The organism is Streptomyces sp. NPDC005141, from assembly GCF_053599975.1.
Genome location: NZ_JBSFYW010000008.1, coordinates 129040 through 144505, shown reverse-complemented (window position 1 = coordinate 144505; position 15466 = coordinate 129040). Strand labels below are relative to the sequence as shown.

Here is a 15466-nt window from a genome sequence, read left to right as displayed (position 1 = left end):
GATCCGGCCGGAGGCCGGAGCGTGTGCACCTGGGACGGCCGGCCGCCGCCGACGGCGGGGGACCCCCGGGAGAGAGGCCCGCCTGTCCGGAGGCGGTCACGGGTGGTGCGTGGGTGGGAGACCATCCGGCCGGAGGCCGGGGAGTCGGTTTACCCGGGGCCGCGGGCGTCCCCCGGCAAACCCGGGCGCGGGCATCGGCCCGAGCCCCATAGGATTGGGCCAAACCACACTCACTCACCCCAGAGGATCGCTGCATGCCTGGCATCACGCGCGAGGAGGTCGCCCACCTCGCACGGCTGGCGCGTCTGGAGCTGAAGGGCGAAGAGCTCGACCACTTCGCAGGCCAGCTCGACGACATCATCGGCGCGGTCGCCCGCGTCAGCGAGGTCGCCGACCAAGACGTACCGCCGACCTCTCATCCGCTGCCGCTGACGAACGTCATGCGCGTGGACGAGGTCCGTCCGTCGCTCACCCCCGAGCAGGCGCTCTCCGGCGCCCCGGCCCAGGAGCAGCAGCGTTTCAAGGTGCCGCAGATCCTGGGGGAGGACTAATCACCATGACGGACACCAACGTCAACATCATCAAGCTCACCGCGGCCGAGATCGCCGGGAAGATCGCGGCCGGCGAGCTGACCGCCGTCGAGGTCACCGAGGCCCACCTCGCCCGGATCGGGGCCGTCGACGAGAAGGTGCACGCCTTCCTGCACGTCGACCGTGAGGGCGCCCTCGCCCAGGCGCGTGCCGTGGACGCCAAGCGCGCGGCCGGCGAGAAGCTCGGCCCGCTCGCCGGTGTGCCCCTCGCGCTCAAGGACATCTTCACCACCGAGGGCATCCCGACCACCGTCGGTTCCAAGATCCTCGAAGGCTGGATCCCGCCGTACGACGCGACCCTCACCAAGAGGCTGAAGGCCGCCGACGTCGTCATCCTCGGCAAGACCAACATGGACGAGTTCGCCATGGGGTCCTCCACCGAGAACAGCGCGTACGGACCGACCGGCAACCCCTGGGACCTCACCCGGATCCCCGGCGGCTCCGGTGGCGGTTCCTCCGCGGCCCTCGCCTCCTACCAGGCACCCCTCGCAATCGGCACCGACACCGGCGGCTCCATCCGCCAGCCGGCCGCCGTCACCGGCACGGTCGGCGTCAAGCCGACGTACGGCGCGGTCTCCCGCTACGGCATGGTCGCCTTCTCGTCCTCCCTCGACCAGGGCGGCCCCTGCGCCCGTACGGTCCTGGACGCGGCCCTGCTCCACGAGGTCATCGCCGGGCACGACCCGCTCGACTCGACCTCCATCGACGCGCCGGTCCCGCCGGTCGTCGAGGCCGCCCGCAACGGCAGCGTGACGGGCATGCGCGTCGGCGTCGTCAAGCAGTTCCGCGGCGAGGGCTACCAGGCCGGTGTCGTGCAGCGCTTCGACGAGGCCGTCGTCGTGCTCAAGGAGCTCGGTGCCGAGATCGTCGAGCTGGACTGCCCGTCCTTCGACCTGGCGCTCTCCGCGTACTACCTGATCGCGCCGTCCGAGTGCTCGAGCAACCTCGCCCGCTTCGACGGCCTGCGCTACGGCCTCCGTACGGGTGACGACGGCACGCACTCCGCCGAGGAGGTCACGGCCCTCACCCGCGAGGCCGGCTTCGGCCCCGAGGTCAAGCGCCGCATCATGCTCGGCACGTACGCGCTCAGCTCCGGCTACTACGACGCGTACTACGGCAGCGCCCAGAAGGTCCGTACGCTCATCACGCGCGACTTCGAGAAGGCGTTCGAGCAGGTCGACGTGATCGTCTCCCCGACCACGCCCACCACCGCCTTCCCGATCGGCGAGCGCGCCGACGACCCGATGGCGATGTACCTCGCGGACCTGTGCACCATCCCGACCAACCTGGCCGGCAACTCCGCCATGTCGCTGCCCTGCGGCCTCGCGCCCGAGGACAACCTCCCGGTCGGTCTGCAGATCATCGCCCCGGCCCTGAAGGACGACCGTCTGTACAAGGTCGGCGCCGCCGTCGAGGCCGCCTTCGTGGAAAAGTGGGGGCACCCGCTGCTTGAGGAGGCTCCGTCGCTGTGAGCAAGGCAATGTCCAAGGCCAAGGGTTTCAAGAAGTCCAAGTCCGGCACGTATCTGTCCATCGCGGGCACGGCATTCGGTGCGTTCGGTGTCGCGAAGCAGGTCAAGAAGGCCCGCAACGAACACGACACGCTGCGCCTCATCGACGCGGCCGTGTCCGCCGCCGCCATCGTCACCGGCCTCGCCATCCTCTACCGGGAGCTCAAGCGCCTGGGCGACGACGACGTCCTGCTGGGCTGAGAGGGAAGTTTTCACCGTGACCACCACGATCGACCTGGTGTCGTACGAGGACGCACTCGCTTCCTACGACCCCGTCATGGGCCTCGAAGTCCATGTCGAACTCGGCACCAAGACGAAGATGTTCTGCGGCTGTTCGACCGAGCTGGGCGCCGAGCCCAACTCGCAGACCTGCCCGACCTGCCTCGGCATGCCCGGCGCCCTCCCGGTCGTCAACGCGACCGGTGTCGAGTCCGCCATCAAGATCGGCCTCGCGCTGCACTGCGAGATCGCCGAATGGTGCCGCTTCGCCCGGAAGAACTACTTCTATCCGGACATGCCGAAGAACTTCCAGACCTCCCAGTACGACGAGCCGATCGCCTTCAACGGCTATCTGGACGTCCAGCTGGAGGACGGCGAGGTCTTCCGCGTGGAGATCGAGCGCGCCCACATGGAGGAGGACACCGGCAAGTCGCTGCACGTCGGCGGTGCCACCGGCCGTATCCACGGCGCGTCCCACTCGCTGCTCGACTACAACCGGGCGGGTATCCCGCTCATCGAGATCGTCACCAAGCCGATCGAGGGCGCGGGCGAGCGTGCTCCCGAGGTCGCCAAGGCGTACGTCGCCGAGCTGCGCGAGCTCATCAAGGCGCTCGGTGTCTCCGAGGCCCGTATGGAGCAGGGCCAGATGCGCTGCGACGTGAACCTCTCGCTGCGCCCGCACGGCCGCGAGAAGTTCGGCACGCGCTCCGAGACGAAGAACGTCAACTCCCTGCGTTCCGTCGAGCGTGCCGCCCGCTTCGAGATCCAGCGCCACGCCGCGGTGCTGAACTCCGGCGGCACGATCATCCAGGAGACCCGACACTTCCACGAGGAAACCGGGTCCACGACCTCGGGCCGTGTGAAGGAGGAGGCCGAGGACTACCGGTACTTCCCGGAGCCCGACCTCGTCCCCGTCGCCCCGTCCCGTGACTGGGTGGAGGAGCTGCGCTCGGGGCTGCCCGAGCAGCCGCTGGCCCGCCGCAACCGGCTGCGCGAGGAGTGGGGCGTGAACGCCCACGACATGCAGTCGATCCTCAACGCCGGTGCCATCGACTCGATCGTCGCGACGATCGAGGCCGGTGCGGACTCCGCCTCCGCCCGCAAGTGGTGGATGGGTGAGCTGGCGCGCAGCGCCAACGAGTCGGGCAAGTCCCTGGAGGACCTGCCGATCACTCCGGCGCAGGTCGCCCGGGTGGCCGAGCTGGTCACCTCCGGCGATCTGAACGACAAGCTCGCCCGTCAGGTCATCGAAGGCGTCCTCGCCGGCGAGGGCACCCCGGACGAGGTCGTCGACAAGCGCGGCCTGAAGGTCGTCTCGGACGAGGGCGCGCTGACCGCGGCCGTCGACGAGGCCATCGCAGGGAACCCGGGCATCGCCGACAAGATCCGCGGCGGCAAGGTCCAGGCCGTCGGCGCGCTCGTCGGCGCGGTCATGAAGGCCACCCGCGGCCAGGCCGACGCGGCTCGCGTCAAGGAGCTCATCCTGGAGAAGCTGGACGCCGGCGAAGGCTGAGGTCCGGGTTTTCCCACACCCCAGGGGGTGCATCGCAACCGATGCACCCCCTGGGGTCTGTGTCGGCGCTCTCAGACGCACGCGCTACGCTCCCGCGCCATGAGTGGAACCACTGACTCCGAGACGCGCGACCACGAGGACCAGGACCAGGAGGTCCGCCGGGCCCGCTGGACGGCGGTCGGGGCGGGAGCGCTGCTGACCGTCGCCGGGCTCGCGGCGTCGGCGCTGCGCTCCACCGGTTCCGGGACCGCCCTCATACCCGTCTCCTATGCCTCCGGTGCCGCCGTGTGCGCCGTCGCGTCGGCGCTGGGGGCCCGCGGCCGCACCCGGCGGGCCCTGTGGCTGATGATCGCCGGTGTGATGGTCATGGCCGTGGGTGACCAGTTCGACTGAGTGGTGACGGGCGGGGCGACAGAGTTCACGGGAATGTCCTGTGAGCTGAGTCGCAGCCCTGTGAGTAAGCCCACGAATGCGACAAAGGATCATTTCCGGCTGTAAGAGTGATGGCGCATTAGTCATGCGTTCTTTGCGGGCAGTTCCCGGTAAAGATCCACAAATCCCCCAGGGAGCTCGTCCGTGGCAGCCCTCGCACGTTGGTGTGTTCAGCACCGCCTCGTCGCCGTTCTGCTCTGGCTCGCGGCCTTCGGCGGTGTGAGCGCAGCCGCCGTCGTGACGGGCTCCGCGTACTCGAACGACTACGAGGCCCCCGGCACCGAATCGGGCCGCGCCACCCAGCTCCTGGCGGACGGTTTCCCCGGCCTGGGGGGCGACAGCGACACCGTTGTCTGGCACACCAGCCCCGGCACGGTGCGCTCCGCCGACGTCGAGCAGTCGATGACCCGCGCCCTGGACAAGATCGAGAAGCTCCCCGGAGTGGCCTCCGTCGACAGCCCGTACCAGCGACAGGGATCGGAGGGGATCAGCTCGGACGGCCGGACGGCGTACGCGACCGTCACCTTCGCCGACCGGGCCGAGAACCTCGACAAGGGCGAGGTCCAGGCCGTCGTCGACACGGCGAAGGCCGCCGAGGCCAAGGGGCTCGACGTGGAGCTGGGCGGCACCGCCATCGCCCTCACCGAATCGTCCGGCGGACATGTCGCCGAGATCGTCGGCGTGGCCGTCGCCGCCGTGGTCCTCTTCCTCGCGTTCGGCTCCCTCGCCGCCTCGATGCTGCCCATCGCCACCGCTCTGATCGGCGTGGGCACGGCGTACGCCGGAATCGTGCTCCTCGGCCACGCCATGACCGTCGCCGACTTCGCCCCCATGCTCGGCATGCTGGTCGGGCTCGGCGTCGGCATCGACTACGCGCTGTTCATCGTGACCCGGCACCGGCGCGGCCTCAAACGCGGGCTGCCGGTGGCCGAGGCGGCACAGAACGCCGTCGCCACCACCGGACGGGCGGTCGTCTTCGCCGGCGCCACGGTCTGCATCGCCCTGCTCGGCATGCTCATCCTGCGGCTCGGCTTCCTCAACGGCGTCGCGATCGCGGCCTCCCTGACCGTCGTCCTCACCGTCGCGGCCTCCGTGACCCTGCTGCCCGCGCTGCTCTCCTTCATCGGTCCACGCGCCCTGAGCCGCCGGGAGCGGCGGCGACTGGAGGAGCACGGACCCGCGCCGGAACTGGCCACCGGGTTCGCCGCCCGCTGGTCCGCGTTCGTGGAACGCCACCCCAAGCTGCTCGGTGCCGTGGCCGTCGTCGTGATGGCGCTGCTCGCCCTGCCCACGCTCTCGCTCCACCTGGGCACCTCCGACCAGGGCAACGACCCGAAGGCGGCGACCACGCGGCAGGCCTACGACCTCATCGGGGAGGGCTTCGGACCCGGCGTGAACGGGCCCCTGACCCTCGTCACCAAGGTCGGCGGCGCCGAGGACCGGCTCGCCCTGGACAACCTGGACGCCACGCTCCGGGCCACCGAGGGTGTCGCCTCGGCGGCCCCGGTGACGTACAACTCCGCCGGTGACACCGCCTTCCTCACCGTCGTCCCGACCTCGGCGCCGCAGTCCCAGAAGACCAGCGACCTCGTCGACCGGCTGCGCACCGACGTCCTGCCGCGCGCCGAGTCGGGCACCGCCCTCGATGTGCAGGTCGGCGGGGTGACGGCGAGCTACGACGACTTCGCGGACGTCATCGTCGGCAAGCTCCCGCTCTTCGTCGGCGTCGTGATCAGCCTCGGCTGTGTCCTGCTGCTGCTCGCGTTCCGTTCGATCGGCATCCCGCTCAAGGCCGCGGTGATGAACATCGCCGCCGTCGCCGCAGCCTTCGGAGTCGTCGTCGCGATCTTCCAGTGGGGCTGGGGGAGCGAACTGCTCGGCCTCGGCCGCGCGGGCCCGATCGAGCCCTTCCTGCCCGTGATCATGGTGTCGGTGCTCTTCGGGCTCTCGATGGACTACCAGGTGTTCCTGGTCAGCCGGATGTACGAGGAGTGGCTGGAGACCGGTGACAACCGGCGCGCCGTCCGGGTCGGCCTCGCCGAGACCAGCCGGGTGATCAACTCCGCCGCCGTCATCATGATCTCGGTCTTCCTCGCCTTCGTGCTCAGCGGCGACCGCGTCATCGCGATGTTCGGTATCGCCCTCGCCGCCGCCGTCGCCCTCGACGCCTTCATCCTGCGGACGCTCCTGGTCCCCGCCCTCATGCACCTGCTCGGCGGTGCCAACTGGTGGCTGCCCGGCTGGCTCGACCGGCGGCTGCCGCGCATCAGCATCGAAGCGCCCGAGTGCCGCGCCGCCCATGAGAGGCTGGCCGAGGCGACGGACGCCGAGGTGGCGGACGTACTGGACCGTGCCGAGGCGGCGGACGCCGACATGGCGGACGTACTGGCGAAGGAGCGGTAGAGGGATGTACGCGATATCTCTGGGTGACGACGGAGCGGAACTGCGGCCCCTGGAGCCGTGGCACGCCGAGGAGTTCCTCGCGCACCTGGACCGGGGGCGCGAGTTCATCGGACAGTTCATCCCCTTCGGGGTCCAGTCCACGGACGTGCCGTCCGCGCGGGGACACCTCCAGAGGTACGCCGACATGCGCGCCGCCGACACCGGGTCCCTGCACGGACTGTGGCTGGACGGGAAGCTCGTCGGCGGGGTGCTCTTCCTGAACTTCGACGCGGAGGAAGGCAACTGTGAGGTCGGCTGCTGGCTGGAACCCGCGGCCTCCGGGCGCGGTCTGGTCACGCGCGCGATGAGGGTGCTCATCGACTGGGCCGTCGAGAAGCGGGGGATCCACCGTTTGGAGTGGGTCGCCGCGGCGGGGAACGTACCGAGCCTGAACGTGGCCCGGCGGCTCGGCATGAGCCAGGACGGCGTGCTCCGGGAGAAGCACCCCTATCGCGGGGTCCGGCACGACCTCGAAGTGTGGTCCGTACTCGCGCCCGAGTGGCGTGCCGCACGCGAGCGCGCCGCTCACAAGGACCATTAAGGAACTTCTCAGAGAGCGTCCGTACGGTGCGGGTCATGGGAACCAAGACAGCTGACGAGGCCGGGGCCGAGACCGGCACCGAGGCGAAGCGCGACGAGCAGACGGTGGACATCACCAAGACCGGCCCGTCCGCGGGCAACGGGAACGAGACCGAGGCCTACGCCACGGATCAGGACGAGACCGAGGAGCAGGACGAGGCCCACGAGGCCCCGGTGGACGGCGACGGCACCGACGAGGCCGGTCAGGCCACCGGTGTCGGCCAGGGTGCCGCCGCCGTGGTGTCCGCCGGGCTCGGCGTGGTGTCGCTGACCGGCAGCTGGGTCGCCACCGTCGCCGCCGCGCGCGAGACCCTGGTCGGCCAGCTCCAGACCTCGTCGAACGCGAGCGTCGCCACGCAGGTCAAGGAGGTCTACGGCGACGCCTGGGCGACCACCGCGCTGATCGGCGGCCTCTTCGCACTGGCCGCGCTGATCGTCGGCGTCGTCGTCCTCGTCCGGCCCGCGTTCGGCGCCCCCGGCAAGCCGCAGGCCGCCTGGGTCAAGTCGGTCGCCTGGGCGGGTGTCTCGCTCGGCGTCATCGGCCTGGTCCTCGCCGTCGCCAAGTACTCCGACATCATTCTCGGACTGCCCTCCACCAGCTGAATCCCGACGACTCTGAGGAGCCTTAGGGCCAGGCGTAGTCCCTGTACCGCCGCCCTAAGGCCCTTCGCGTGCGCAAGATGCGGAACTCTCCCGATGTGGCGCACCCCCCTGGGAGACGAAGGTTGAGGCATCGCGAACAAGCGAGGCCGAAACCGACTCTTCACCAGGGGTACGAGATGTTCGAGTACGAGCTTCAGCAGATCCGGTCCGCGGAACTCATCCGCGAGGCCCAGAACTACCGGCTCGCCAAGGAGGCCCTGCGCACCCGCCGAGCGGCCCGGCGCGTGGACGCCCGCCGGTCCGCGCAGAACGACACGGAGGGGCAGGCCCATAGCCAGCGTCCCCGCCGGCACCGGTTCGCCCGCGTCGCGTGAGCGCCGGGGCACCTGTGGACGGCGGCACGGCAGTCGGCCGTCCACAGGCTGTGCGGGAAGGCGGCCGTACGGGGGTCGGCCGCCTTCTGCCCGCCCGCCGGCCGACGGGCGGGGCACTGATCGCCCCCCCGATAACCGGTGCCGCGCCGTCGGACCCCTGTGCCATGCTCGGGCCCGTGGAGACCAGGTCCGTCAGCCCGGTGTTCGTCGGACGCGCCGACGAACTCGGAGTGCTGAGCGACGCGCTCGCCCGTGCCGCCGCCGGAGGCACCTCCCAGGACTTCAGCACGGGGGGAGAGCCACAGGCGTTGCTGCTCGGCGGCGAGGCAGGAGTCGGGAAGACCCGGCTCCTGGAGGAGTTCGCTACCGCAGCCTCCCGCGATGGCGCCGTCGTCGCCTTCGGCGGCTGCGTCGAGATCGGCGCCGACGGCCTCCCCTTCGCGCCGTTCTCCACCGCCCTGCGCGCCCTGCGCCGCATCCTCCCCGACGAGCTCGCCGCCGCGGCCGCCGGACAGGAGGAGGAACTCGCCCGCCTGCTGCCCGAGCTCGCGGAGACGACCCGGGGACGGCAGTACGAGGAAGAGGGCATGGCCCGCCTCTTCGAGCTCACCGCCCGCCTCCTGGAGCGGGTCGCCGCGGACCGCACGGTCGTCGTCGTCCTCGAAGACCTGCACTGGGCCGACGCCTCCACCCGCCATCTGCTCGCCTACCTCTTCCGCACGCTGCGCACCGGCCGCCTCGTCGTGATCGCCACCTACCGCGCCGACGACATCCACCGCCGCCACCCGCTGCGCCCGCTGCTCGCCGAACTCGACCGCCTCCGCACGGTCCGCCGCATCGACCTGGGCCGCTTCAGCCTGGCCGAGGTCGGCCGCCAGATCGCCGGAATCCTCGCCCGCGAGCCCGACCCCGCCCAGGTCGACGAGATCTTCGCCCGCTCCGACGGCAACGCGTTCTTCGTCGAGGAACTCGCCGTCGCCGCCCACGAAGGCTGTCGTACGGGCCTCACGAACTCCCTGCGCGACCTGCTTCTCGTCCGCGTCGAAGGACTGCCGGAGAGCGCCCAGCGGGTCGCCCGGATCGTCGCCGAGGGCGGCTGCACCGTCGAGTACCCGCTGCTCGCCGCCGTGGCACAACTCGCCGAGGACGACCTCATCGAGGCGCTGCGGGCCTGCGTCGGCGCCAACATCCTGGTCGCCTCCCCCGGCGGCGACGGCTACCGCTTCCGCCACTCCCTGGTCCGCGAGGCGGTCAGCGACGACCTGCTGCCCGGTGAGCGCTCCCGCTTCAACCGCCGCTACGCCGAGGCCCTGGAGGCCGACCCGGCACTCGTACCGGCCGACGAGCGCGTCACCCGCCTGGCCAGCTACTGGTACCACGCCCACGACGCCGCCAAGGCCCTGCCCGCCGTCCTCGACGCCTCCGTCGAAGCCCGCCGCCGGCACGCCCACTCCGAGCAACTGCGGCTCCTGGAGCGGGCGATGGAGCTGTGGGAGGTGGCCCCCGACACCGTACGGGCCGAACTGCGCCCCATGGACTACGTGGAGGCCTATCCTCCCGTCGGCTGCGACCCCGCGACGGCACCCCTGCACTACCTCGACCTGATGGCCGAGGCCGCCGTCGCCGGCCGGCTCTGCGGGGAGCGCGAGCGCGCCCTGAAGACGACCAAGCGGGCGCTGCATCTCCTGGAGGACGAGGGAGACCCGCTGCGCGCCGCGTGGTTCTGGATCCAGCGCTCCCGGCTCGTCCAGGCCCAGGTCCGCGGCGACGGCTGGAAGGAACTCGCCACCGCGCAGGACCTGGTGCGCGGTCTGCCGCCCTCCGAGGTGCACGCCGAGGTCCTGTCCATGGTCGCCGCCTGGTGCATGCTGCACGAGCCGGGCCACGGCGCCCTCTCCGCGGCCGAGCGCGCCGTGGAGTACGCGCGCATGGTGGGCGCCCGCGACACGGAGCTGAACGCCCGGCTCACCCTCGGCGGCCTGATGGTCGACGCGGGGGACGTCGAGGCGGGGCTCGCGGAGATGTACCAGGTCAGAGAGCGGGCGAACCGGAGGGGCGCCGCCTACGTCGTGGGCCGTCTCCACATCAACCTGCCCTCCCATCTGGAGTCGGTCGGCCGCTCCCGCGAGGCCGTCGCGATCCTGCGCGAGGGTGTCGAACTCGCCTGCAGGAACGGCCTTCTGGACACCCAGGCCTGGGTCTGGGGCAACCTCTCCGAATCGCTGTTCGCGCTCGGCCAGTGGGACGACGCGGTCGAAGCCGCGCGCAACGCGCTGGGCATCGGGCTCAGCGGCAAGGCCTCCGGCGTGGGCGCGGCCCGCCTCGCGCCCGTCGCCCTCGCCCGCGGCGACCTCAACGAGGCGGGACGCCAACTGACCGCCGCACGCGGCCACTTCGGCACCCACGATCCGATGCCCCAGCATTCCCTGCCGCTGCTGTGCACCACCATTGGCATCGCCGCCGACGAGGGCCGCCTCCTCGACGCCCGCGCCGCCCTGGAGCAGGCCCTGGACGCGGGCTTCCCGCCCGGCACCCAGCGCTACGCCTGGCCGCTGCTCCTGGCCGCCGCCACCGCGGAGGCCGACGCCCGCGGTCTGCCCGTCGCCGGACCCGGCCGCGCCCCGACCCTGGAACGCATCCGCACGGCCGCGAAGACCCTGGCCACGGGAGCGCCCGTCTGGGTCGCCCACGCCGACTGGGTCCGCGCCGAACTCCAGCGGGCCGAAGGCGCGAGCACCCCGGACCAGTGGTTCGAGGTGGTCAGCGACCTCGAACCACTGGAGCGCCCCTACGACCTCGCCCGGGTCCGCCTCCGCCTCGCCGAGGCACTGCTCCTCACCGGTGCGGACGACGACGAACGGATCCGTGCCACGGAACTCCTCCGGCTGGCCCGCGCCGCCGCCGACCACCTCGGCGCCCGCCCGCTCGCCGACGCCGTCGTCCTGCTCGCCCAGCGCGCCCGCCTCACCCTGGAGCACGCCCCCGAACCGTCCCCGGCCGCTCCCGCCGACCCCGCGGCCGCACTCGGCCTCACCAGCCGCGAGCGCGACGTCCTGCGCCTCGTCGCCGTCGGCCGCAGCAACCGCCAGATCGCCGAGGAACTCTTCATCTCCCCGAAGACGGCCAGCGTCCATGTCTCGAACATTCTGGCCAAGCTGGACGTCTCAGGACGGGGGGAGGCGGCGGCACTGGCCCACAGGCTGCGGCTCTTCCCGCCGGAGACCCCCGCTGCCCGGGCGGCGGGCTGAGGTCTACGCTGCGAGGGATCCCGGGAAGAGGGAGGCGCCGTGTTCAACCCGTTCGAGGAGCTTTTCGCGCCCGGCCGCAAGCACACGAACGACGAACGCAAGCGGCTGGAACTGTCCCGCGTGGACGTGAACGACGGCGACCCGGGCCGCGGCCCGATAGACCTCGCCTCGGGCAAGGTGGTCGTACGGGTACCGGGGCAGGAACACCAGCCTGATCATCAGCCGGAACCCGAACCGGATTCCCAACCCGAGCCCGAGCCGGGTTGCCGACCCCAACCAGAGCCCGCACGGGATTCCCACCTCGAGCTTGGGACCGAGCCCGAGCCCGAGCCCGATCTCGAGCCCGAGCCCGAATCGGATACCCAGCCGGAGCCGGAGCCGGAGCCGGAGCCGGAGCCCGGGCCCGCGCAAGGTCCGGCGCCCACGCAGGCCCCATAGCCCTTCCGTTCCCTCTCGCCCTCCCTCTTCCTTACTTCACCTGTACCTCCAGAAGCAGGTCGTCGTCCTTCGTGGGGCTGCCGCGGCCGTCGGTCTCGCTCGTGGTCAGCCAGAGTCTGTCGCCGCCCGCGGAGACGACCGTGCGGAGGCGGCCGTACTTGCCCTGCAGGAAAGCCTCGGGGTCCGCGGATGTCTTGGTGCCGTTCAACGGGATGCGCCACAGGCGCTCGCCCTTGAGGCCCGCCATCCACAGGGACCCCTCGGCGTAGGCGAGTCCGCTCGGAGAGGCGTCGTCGGTGTGCCACTGGGCGACCGGGTTGTGGTACTTGGCGTTGTCACCCGTGCCTTCAACCACCGGCCAGCCGTAGTTGTCGCCCGGCTTGATCTGGTTCAGCTCGTCCCAGGTGTCCTGGCCGAATTCGGAGGCCCACAGCCTCTGTTTGTCGTCCCAGGCGAGGCCCTGGACATTGCGATGGCCGTACGAGTACACGACCGAGTCGCCGAACGGATTGCCCGGTGCGGGCTCACCCTCCGGAGTCATCCGCAGGATCTTGCCGCCGAGCGCCTTCTTGTCCTGGGCCTGACCACGGTCACCCGTCTCGCCCGCTCCCGCGTACAGCATCTTGTCCGGGCCGAACGCGATCCGGCCACCGTTGTGGATCATTCCCTTGGGGATGCCCTTGAATATCGTGTCCGGTGCGCCCAGCTGCTCGCCGGACGGCTTCCGCTCGTCGTACAGCATGCGGACGATGCGGTTGTCGGAGGCCGTGGTCAGGTAGGCGTAGATCATGTGGTCGGAGGCGTAGTCGGGGGAGAGCGCGATGCCCAGGAGGCCGCCCTCGCCGGCTGGGGCCACCCCGGTGACCTCGCCCAGCACCGTCTTCCTTCCGGTCTTCTCGTCGATCCGGGTGATCGTCCCCTTGTCCCGCGAGGAGACCAGCAGACCGCCCTCGGGCAGCGGCGCGAGGCCCCAGGGGGTGTCCAGATCCTCGGTGACGGTGCGCAGGACCTTCACCGAGCCCTTCGCCGGTGGTGTCTCCTCGGGGGAGGCGCTCCGGGAGGACGACGACTGCGGCGGTGTACTCCCGAGGCCAGGGAACGCGCCCGAGCCGTCCGAGCCCCCTTCGTCGCCGGAGGAACAGCCTGCCGTCATCAGAAGCGCTGCCGTGGCCAACACGGCTGTCACTGCTCGAACCTGCACCATCAGTGTCCCTTCGACGCGGCGGTCCTACAGTTCATACACCGCTCGCGTTCCACGGGTTCCCGATCACGGACGGGCAATCGGCACCGAGATCCGGAAGCGGGGACACGGAACCGCTGCTCAGTCCAAGGATCCCAGCGCCCCCGGCAGCCCCGCCACCTCCGTGAGATCCTCCGCCGTCAGCCGCAGCCCGGCCGCCCCCGCGTTCTCGGTTACCCAGCGCTCCCGCTTGGCCCCCGGCACCGGGACCACGTGCGGCCCCTGCGCCAGGACCCACGCGAGTGCCACCTGCGCGGGCGTGACGGGACGGCCGCCGCCCCCGTGACGCCGGGCGATGCGCCGCAGACCCACGACGACGGGCTGGTTCGCGGCCATCATCTCGGCGGTGAAACGGGGATGACGGGCCCGCACGTCGTCGGGCTCGAAGCCCTCGCCGGGGGTCAGCGTGCCGGTCAGGAAACCGTTGCCGAGCGGCATCGCGGCGAGGAACCCGACGCCGCGCGCCGCACACCACGGCAGCAGCGCGTCCAGCGCCTCCGCCGACCACACCGACAGCTCGGCCTGCACGGCGCTCACCGGGAAGACCTGCTGCACCCGCTCCAGCTGCCGGATCGTTCCGTCGTGCAGCCGCGCCCCCGAGCGGCGGGCGGACCGGGCACCCACGGCGCACAGCCCGAGCGAGCGCACCTTTCCGGCCGAGACGAGTTCGGCCATCGCGCCCCAGGTCTCCTCGACCGGTACCTCCGGGTCCGCGCGGTGCAGCTGATAGAGATCGATCACGTCCGTCTGGAGCCGGCGCAGCGACGCGTCGCACGCCCGCTTCACATACCCGGGGCGGCCGTTGGCCACAATGTGCTGGTCGCCCACCAGCAGGCCGACCTTGGTCGACACGAAGGCCTCGGAACGCCGCTCCTTGAGCACCCGCCCGATGAGCAGTTCATTGGTGAAGGGGCCGTACATGTCGGCCGTGTCGAGCAGCGTCGAGCCCCGGTCCAGCGCCGCGTGCACCGCTCGCAGCGACTCCTCGCCGCGCTGCCGCGACCCGGTGTAGGCCCAGCTCATCGGCATGCATCCGAGCCCGACCGCCCCGACATCGAGTGCCGCGGCCCCGATCGTTCTGCGCTCCACCTGGCCGTAATCCTCCTTCTGCTGGCACCCCAACCTAACCTCTGTGCGCATGGGCACCTGGCATAGCCTCCTGACCATGACTTCCGATGTGTGGCTTCCCTTTCACGCCGACGAGATCGAAGGACTCCCCGAAGGCCTCAACTACCGCTTCTGGGACGGCGGCCAGGAGTTTCCCGCGGATCCGGCGGACTGCGCGTTCTATGCCGTGCCCTACATGAAGCCGCCCGCCGTCTCGCAGCGTCCGATGTCCGAAATGACGTCGGTCCGGGCCGTGCAGACGCTCTCCGCCGGCGTCGACCACGTCCTGCCGAGCCTCAAGTCCCTTCGCCCCGGCGTGGTGTTGTGCAACGCACGCGGGGTGCACGAGGCGAGCACGGGAGAGCTCACCCTCGCCCTGATCCTCGCCTCGCTGCGCGGGATCCCCGACTTCGTGCGGGGCCAGGACAAGGAGGAGTGGCGCTCGGGCTTCCGTCCCTCGCTGGCCGACAAGTCCGTCCTCATCGTGGGGTACGGGTCGATCGGGTCCGCCATCGAGGACCGGCTCGCGCCGTTCGAGCTCGCGCGGGTGGAGCGCGTCGCGCGCTCCGCACGCGCCACGGAGCGCGGTCCCGTGCGCCCCCTGTCGGAACTGCCCTCGCTGCTCCCCGAATTCGACATCGTCGTCCTGTCCACGCCGCTCACGGACAGCACCCGTGGCCTGGTGAACGCCGACTTCCTGTCCCGGATGAAGGACGGTGCGCTCCTCGTGAACGTGGCCCGCGGCCCCGTCGTCGACACCAAGGCGCTCCTCGCCGAGCTGGAGAGCGGGCGCATCACCGCGGCCCTCGACGTCACCGACCCCGAACCGCTGCCCCAGGGACATCCGTTGTGGCACGCGCCCGGCGTGCTCATCAGCCCCCATGTCGGCGGTCCCACCTCGGCGTTCTGGCCGCGCGCCAAGCGGCTGCTGGCGGACCAGCTGACGCTCTTCGTGAACCGGGAGCCGCTGCGGAACGTGGTCCTTACCACCGGCACTTGAGCAACGCCCTGTCCGCTCTCGGTCCGCTTCGGGCACCCTCCGCAGTTCCCCGAATGCGGGCAGTACCGGCATAGTCCCTGGTCGTCACGGAGCGTAGAGGAACTATGTCCCTGAGTGACGAGACTGGTGTATCGTCCCGACAGGGGCTGCGCCGCGCACCGTTCGGCGCCG

14 protein-coding genes are annotated in these 15466 nt (G+C 71.1%); 12 read left to right on the top strand and 2 right to left on the bottom strand.

Annotated features, from left to right (window positions below; genetic code table 11):
* Positions 1-254: 254 nt before the first annotated feature.
* From gatC to ACWD68_RS09050, 11 genes are all read left to right on the top strand, one after another.
* Positions 255-551 carry an Asp-tRNA(Asn)/Glu-tRNA(Gln) amidotransferase subunit GatC gene (gatC, locus tag ACWD68_RS09100; RefSeq protein ID WP_037622623.1) on the top strand — a complete coding sequence of 99 codons (297 nt, stop codon included), beginning with the start codon at positions 255-257 and terminating at the stop codon, positions 549-551.
* Between the two features lie 5 nt (positions 552-556).
* Positions 557-2062, top strand: a complete 1506-nt coding sequence (gene gatA, locus ACWD68_RS09095; protein WP_451805808.1) for an Asp-tRNA(Asn)/Glu-tRNA(Gln) amidotransferase subunit GatA — start codon at positions 557-559, stop codon at positions 2060-2062.
* 8 nt (positions 2063-2070) lie between these two features.
* Complete coding sequence (locus ACWD68_RS09090; RefSeq protein ID WP_401337522.1) at positions 2071-2301, top strand: hypothetical protein; 231 nt, start codon at positions 2071-2073, stop codon at positions 2299-2301.
* Between the two features lie 16 nt (positions 2302-2317).
* On the top strand, positions 2318-3832 hold the full coding sequence (gene gatB / locus ACWD68_RS09085; protein ID WP_451805807.1) for an Asp-tRNA(Asn)/Glu-tRNA(Gln) amidotransferase subunit GatB: 1515 nt from the start codon (positions 2318-2320) through the stop codon (positions 3830-3832).
* A gap of 99 nt (positions 3833-3931) precedes the next feature.
* On the top strand, positions 3932-4225 hold the full coding sequence (locus ACWD68_RS09080) for a hypothetical protein (RefSeq protein WP_451805806.1): 294 nt from the start codon (positions 3932-3934) through the stop codon (positions 4223-4225).
* Positions 4226-4408: 183 nt separating this feature from the next.
* Positions 4409-6667, top strand: a complete 2259-nt coding sequence (locus tag ACWD68_RS09075) for an MMPL family transporter (protein WP_451805805.1) — start codon at positions 4409-4411, stop codon at positions 6665-6667.
* A gap of 4 nt (positions 6668-6671) precedes the next feature.
* Positions 6672-7247, top strand: a complete 576-nt coding sequence (locus ACWD68_RS09070) for a GNAT family N-acetyltransferase (RefSeq protein WP_451805804.1) — start codon at positions 6672-6674, stop codon at positions 7245-7247.
* Positions 7248-7282: 35 nt separating this feature from the next.
* Positions 7283-7888, top strand: a complete 606-nt coding sequence (locus ACWD68_RS09065) for a hypothetical protein (RefSeq protein WP_451805803.1) — start codon at positions 7283-7285, stop codon at positions 7886-7888.
* Between the two features lie 176 nt (positions 7889-8064).
* Complete coding sequence (locus tag ACWD68_RS09060) at positions 8065-8262, top strand: hypothetical protein (protein WP_451805802.1); 198 nt, start codon at positions 8065-8067, stop codon at positions 8260-8262.
* Between the two features lie 164 nt (positions 8263-8426).
* Complete coding sequence (locus tag ACWD68_RS09055; protein ID WP_451805801.1) at positions 8427-11510, top strand: helix-turn-helix transcriptional regulator; 3084 nt, start codon at positions 8427-8429, stop codon at positions 11508-11510.
* Between the two features lie 39 nt (positions 11511-11549).
* Positions 11550-11948: a DUF6191 domain-containing protein gene (locus ACWD68_RS09050; protein ID WP_451805800.1), complete on the top strand. Its 399-nt coding sequence runs from the start codon at positions 11550-11552 to the stop codon at positions 11946-11948.
* A 31-nt stretch (positions 11949-11979) separates the two neighbouring features.
* On the opposite strand, the gene ACWD68_RS09045 is transcribed toward ACWD68_RS09050, so the two are convergent.
* Together ACWD68_RS09045 and ACWD68_RS09040 are read right to left on the bottom strand one after the other, a co-directional pair.
* On the bottom strand, positions 11980-13152 hold the full coding sequence (locus ACWD68_RS09045; RefSeq protein ID WP_451805799.1) for a PQQ-dependent sugar dehydrogenase: 1173 nt from the start codon (positions 13150-13152) through the stop codon (positions 11980-11982).
* A gap of 117 nt (positions 13153-13269) precedes the next feature.
* Positions 13270-14277, bottom strand: coding sequence for an aldo/keto reductase (locus ACWD68_RS09040; RefSeq protein ID WP_451805798.1), 1008 nt, complete (start codon positions 14275-14277; stop codon positions 13270-13272).
* A gap of 76 nt (positions 14278-14353) precedes the next feature.
* Here ACWD68_RS09040 and ACWD68_RS09035 point away from each other — a divergent pair, with 76 nt between their 5' ends.
* Entirely contained in the window at positions 14354-15295 is a 942-nt protein-coding gene (locus ACWD68_RS09035; protein WP_451805797.1) for a 2-hydroxyacid dehydrogenase, read from the top strand.
* The last annotated feature ends 171 nt before the right edge of the window (positions 15296-15466 follow it).

Excerpts from the sequence above, each read along its gene's own strand:
- gatC (WP_037622623.1), top strand. The coding sequence starts at position 255 with ATGCCTGGCATCACGCGCGAGGAGGTCGCCCACCTCGCACGGCTGGCG.
- gatA (WP_451805808.1), top strand. The coding sequence starts at position 557 with ATGACGGACACCAACGTCAACATCATCAAGCTCACCGCGGCCGAGATC.
- ACWD68_RS09090 (WP_401337522.1), top strand. The coding sequence starts at position 2,071 with ATGTCCAAGGCCAAGGGTTTCAAGAAGTCCAAGTCCGGCACGTATCTG.
- ACWD68_RS09080 (WP_451805806.1), top strand. The coding sequence starts at position 3,932 with ATGAGTGGAACCACTGACTCCGAGACGCGCGACCACGAGGACCAGGAC.
- ACWD68_RS09070 (WP_451805804.1), top strand. The coding sequence starts at position 6,672 with ATGTACGCGATATCTCTGGGTGACGACGGAGCGGAACTGCGGCCCCTG.
- ACWD68_RS09065 (WP_451805803.1), top strand. The coding sequence starts at position 7,283 with ATGGGAACCAAGACAGCTGACGAGGCCGGGGCCGAGACCGGCACCGAG.
- ACWD68_RS09060 (WP_451805802.1), top strand. The coding sequence starts at position 8,065 with ATGTTCGAGTACGAGCTTCAGCAGATCCGGTCCGCGGAACTCATCCGC.
- ACWD68_RS09055 (WP_451805801.1), top strand. The coding sequence starts at position 8,427 with ATGCTCGGGCCCGTGGAGACCAGGTCCGTCAGCCCGGTGTTCGTCGGA.
- ACWD68_RS09045 (WP_451805799.1), bottom strand. The coding sequence starts at position 13,152 with ATGGTGCAGGTTCGAGCAGTGACAGCCGTGTTGGCCACGGCAGCGCTT.
- ACWD68_RS09035 (WP_451805797.1), top strand. The coding sequence starts at position 14,354 with ATGACTTCCGATGTGTGGCTTCCCTTTCACGCCGACGAGATCGAAGGA.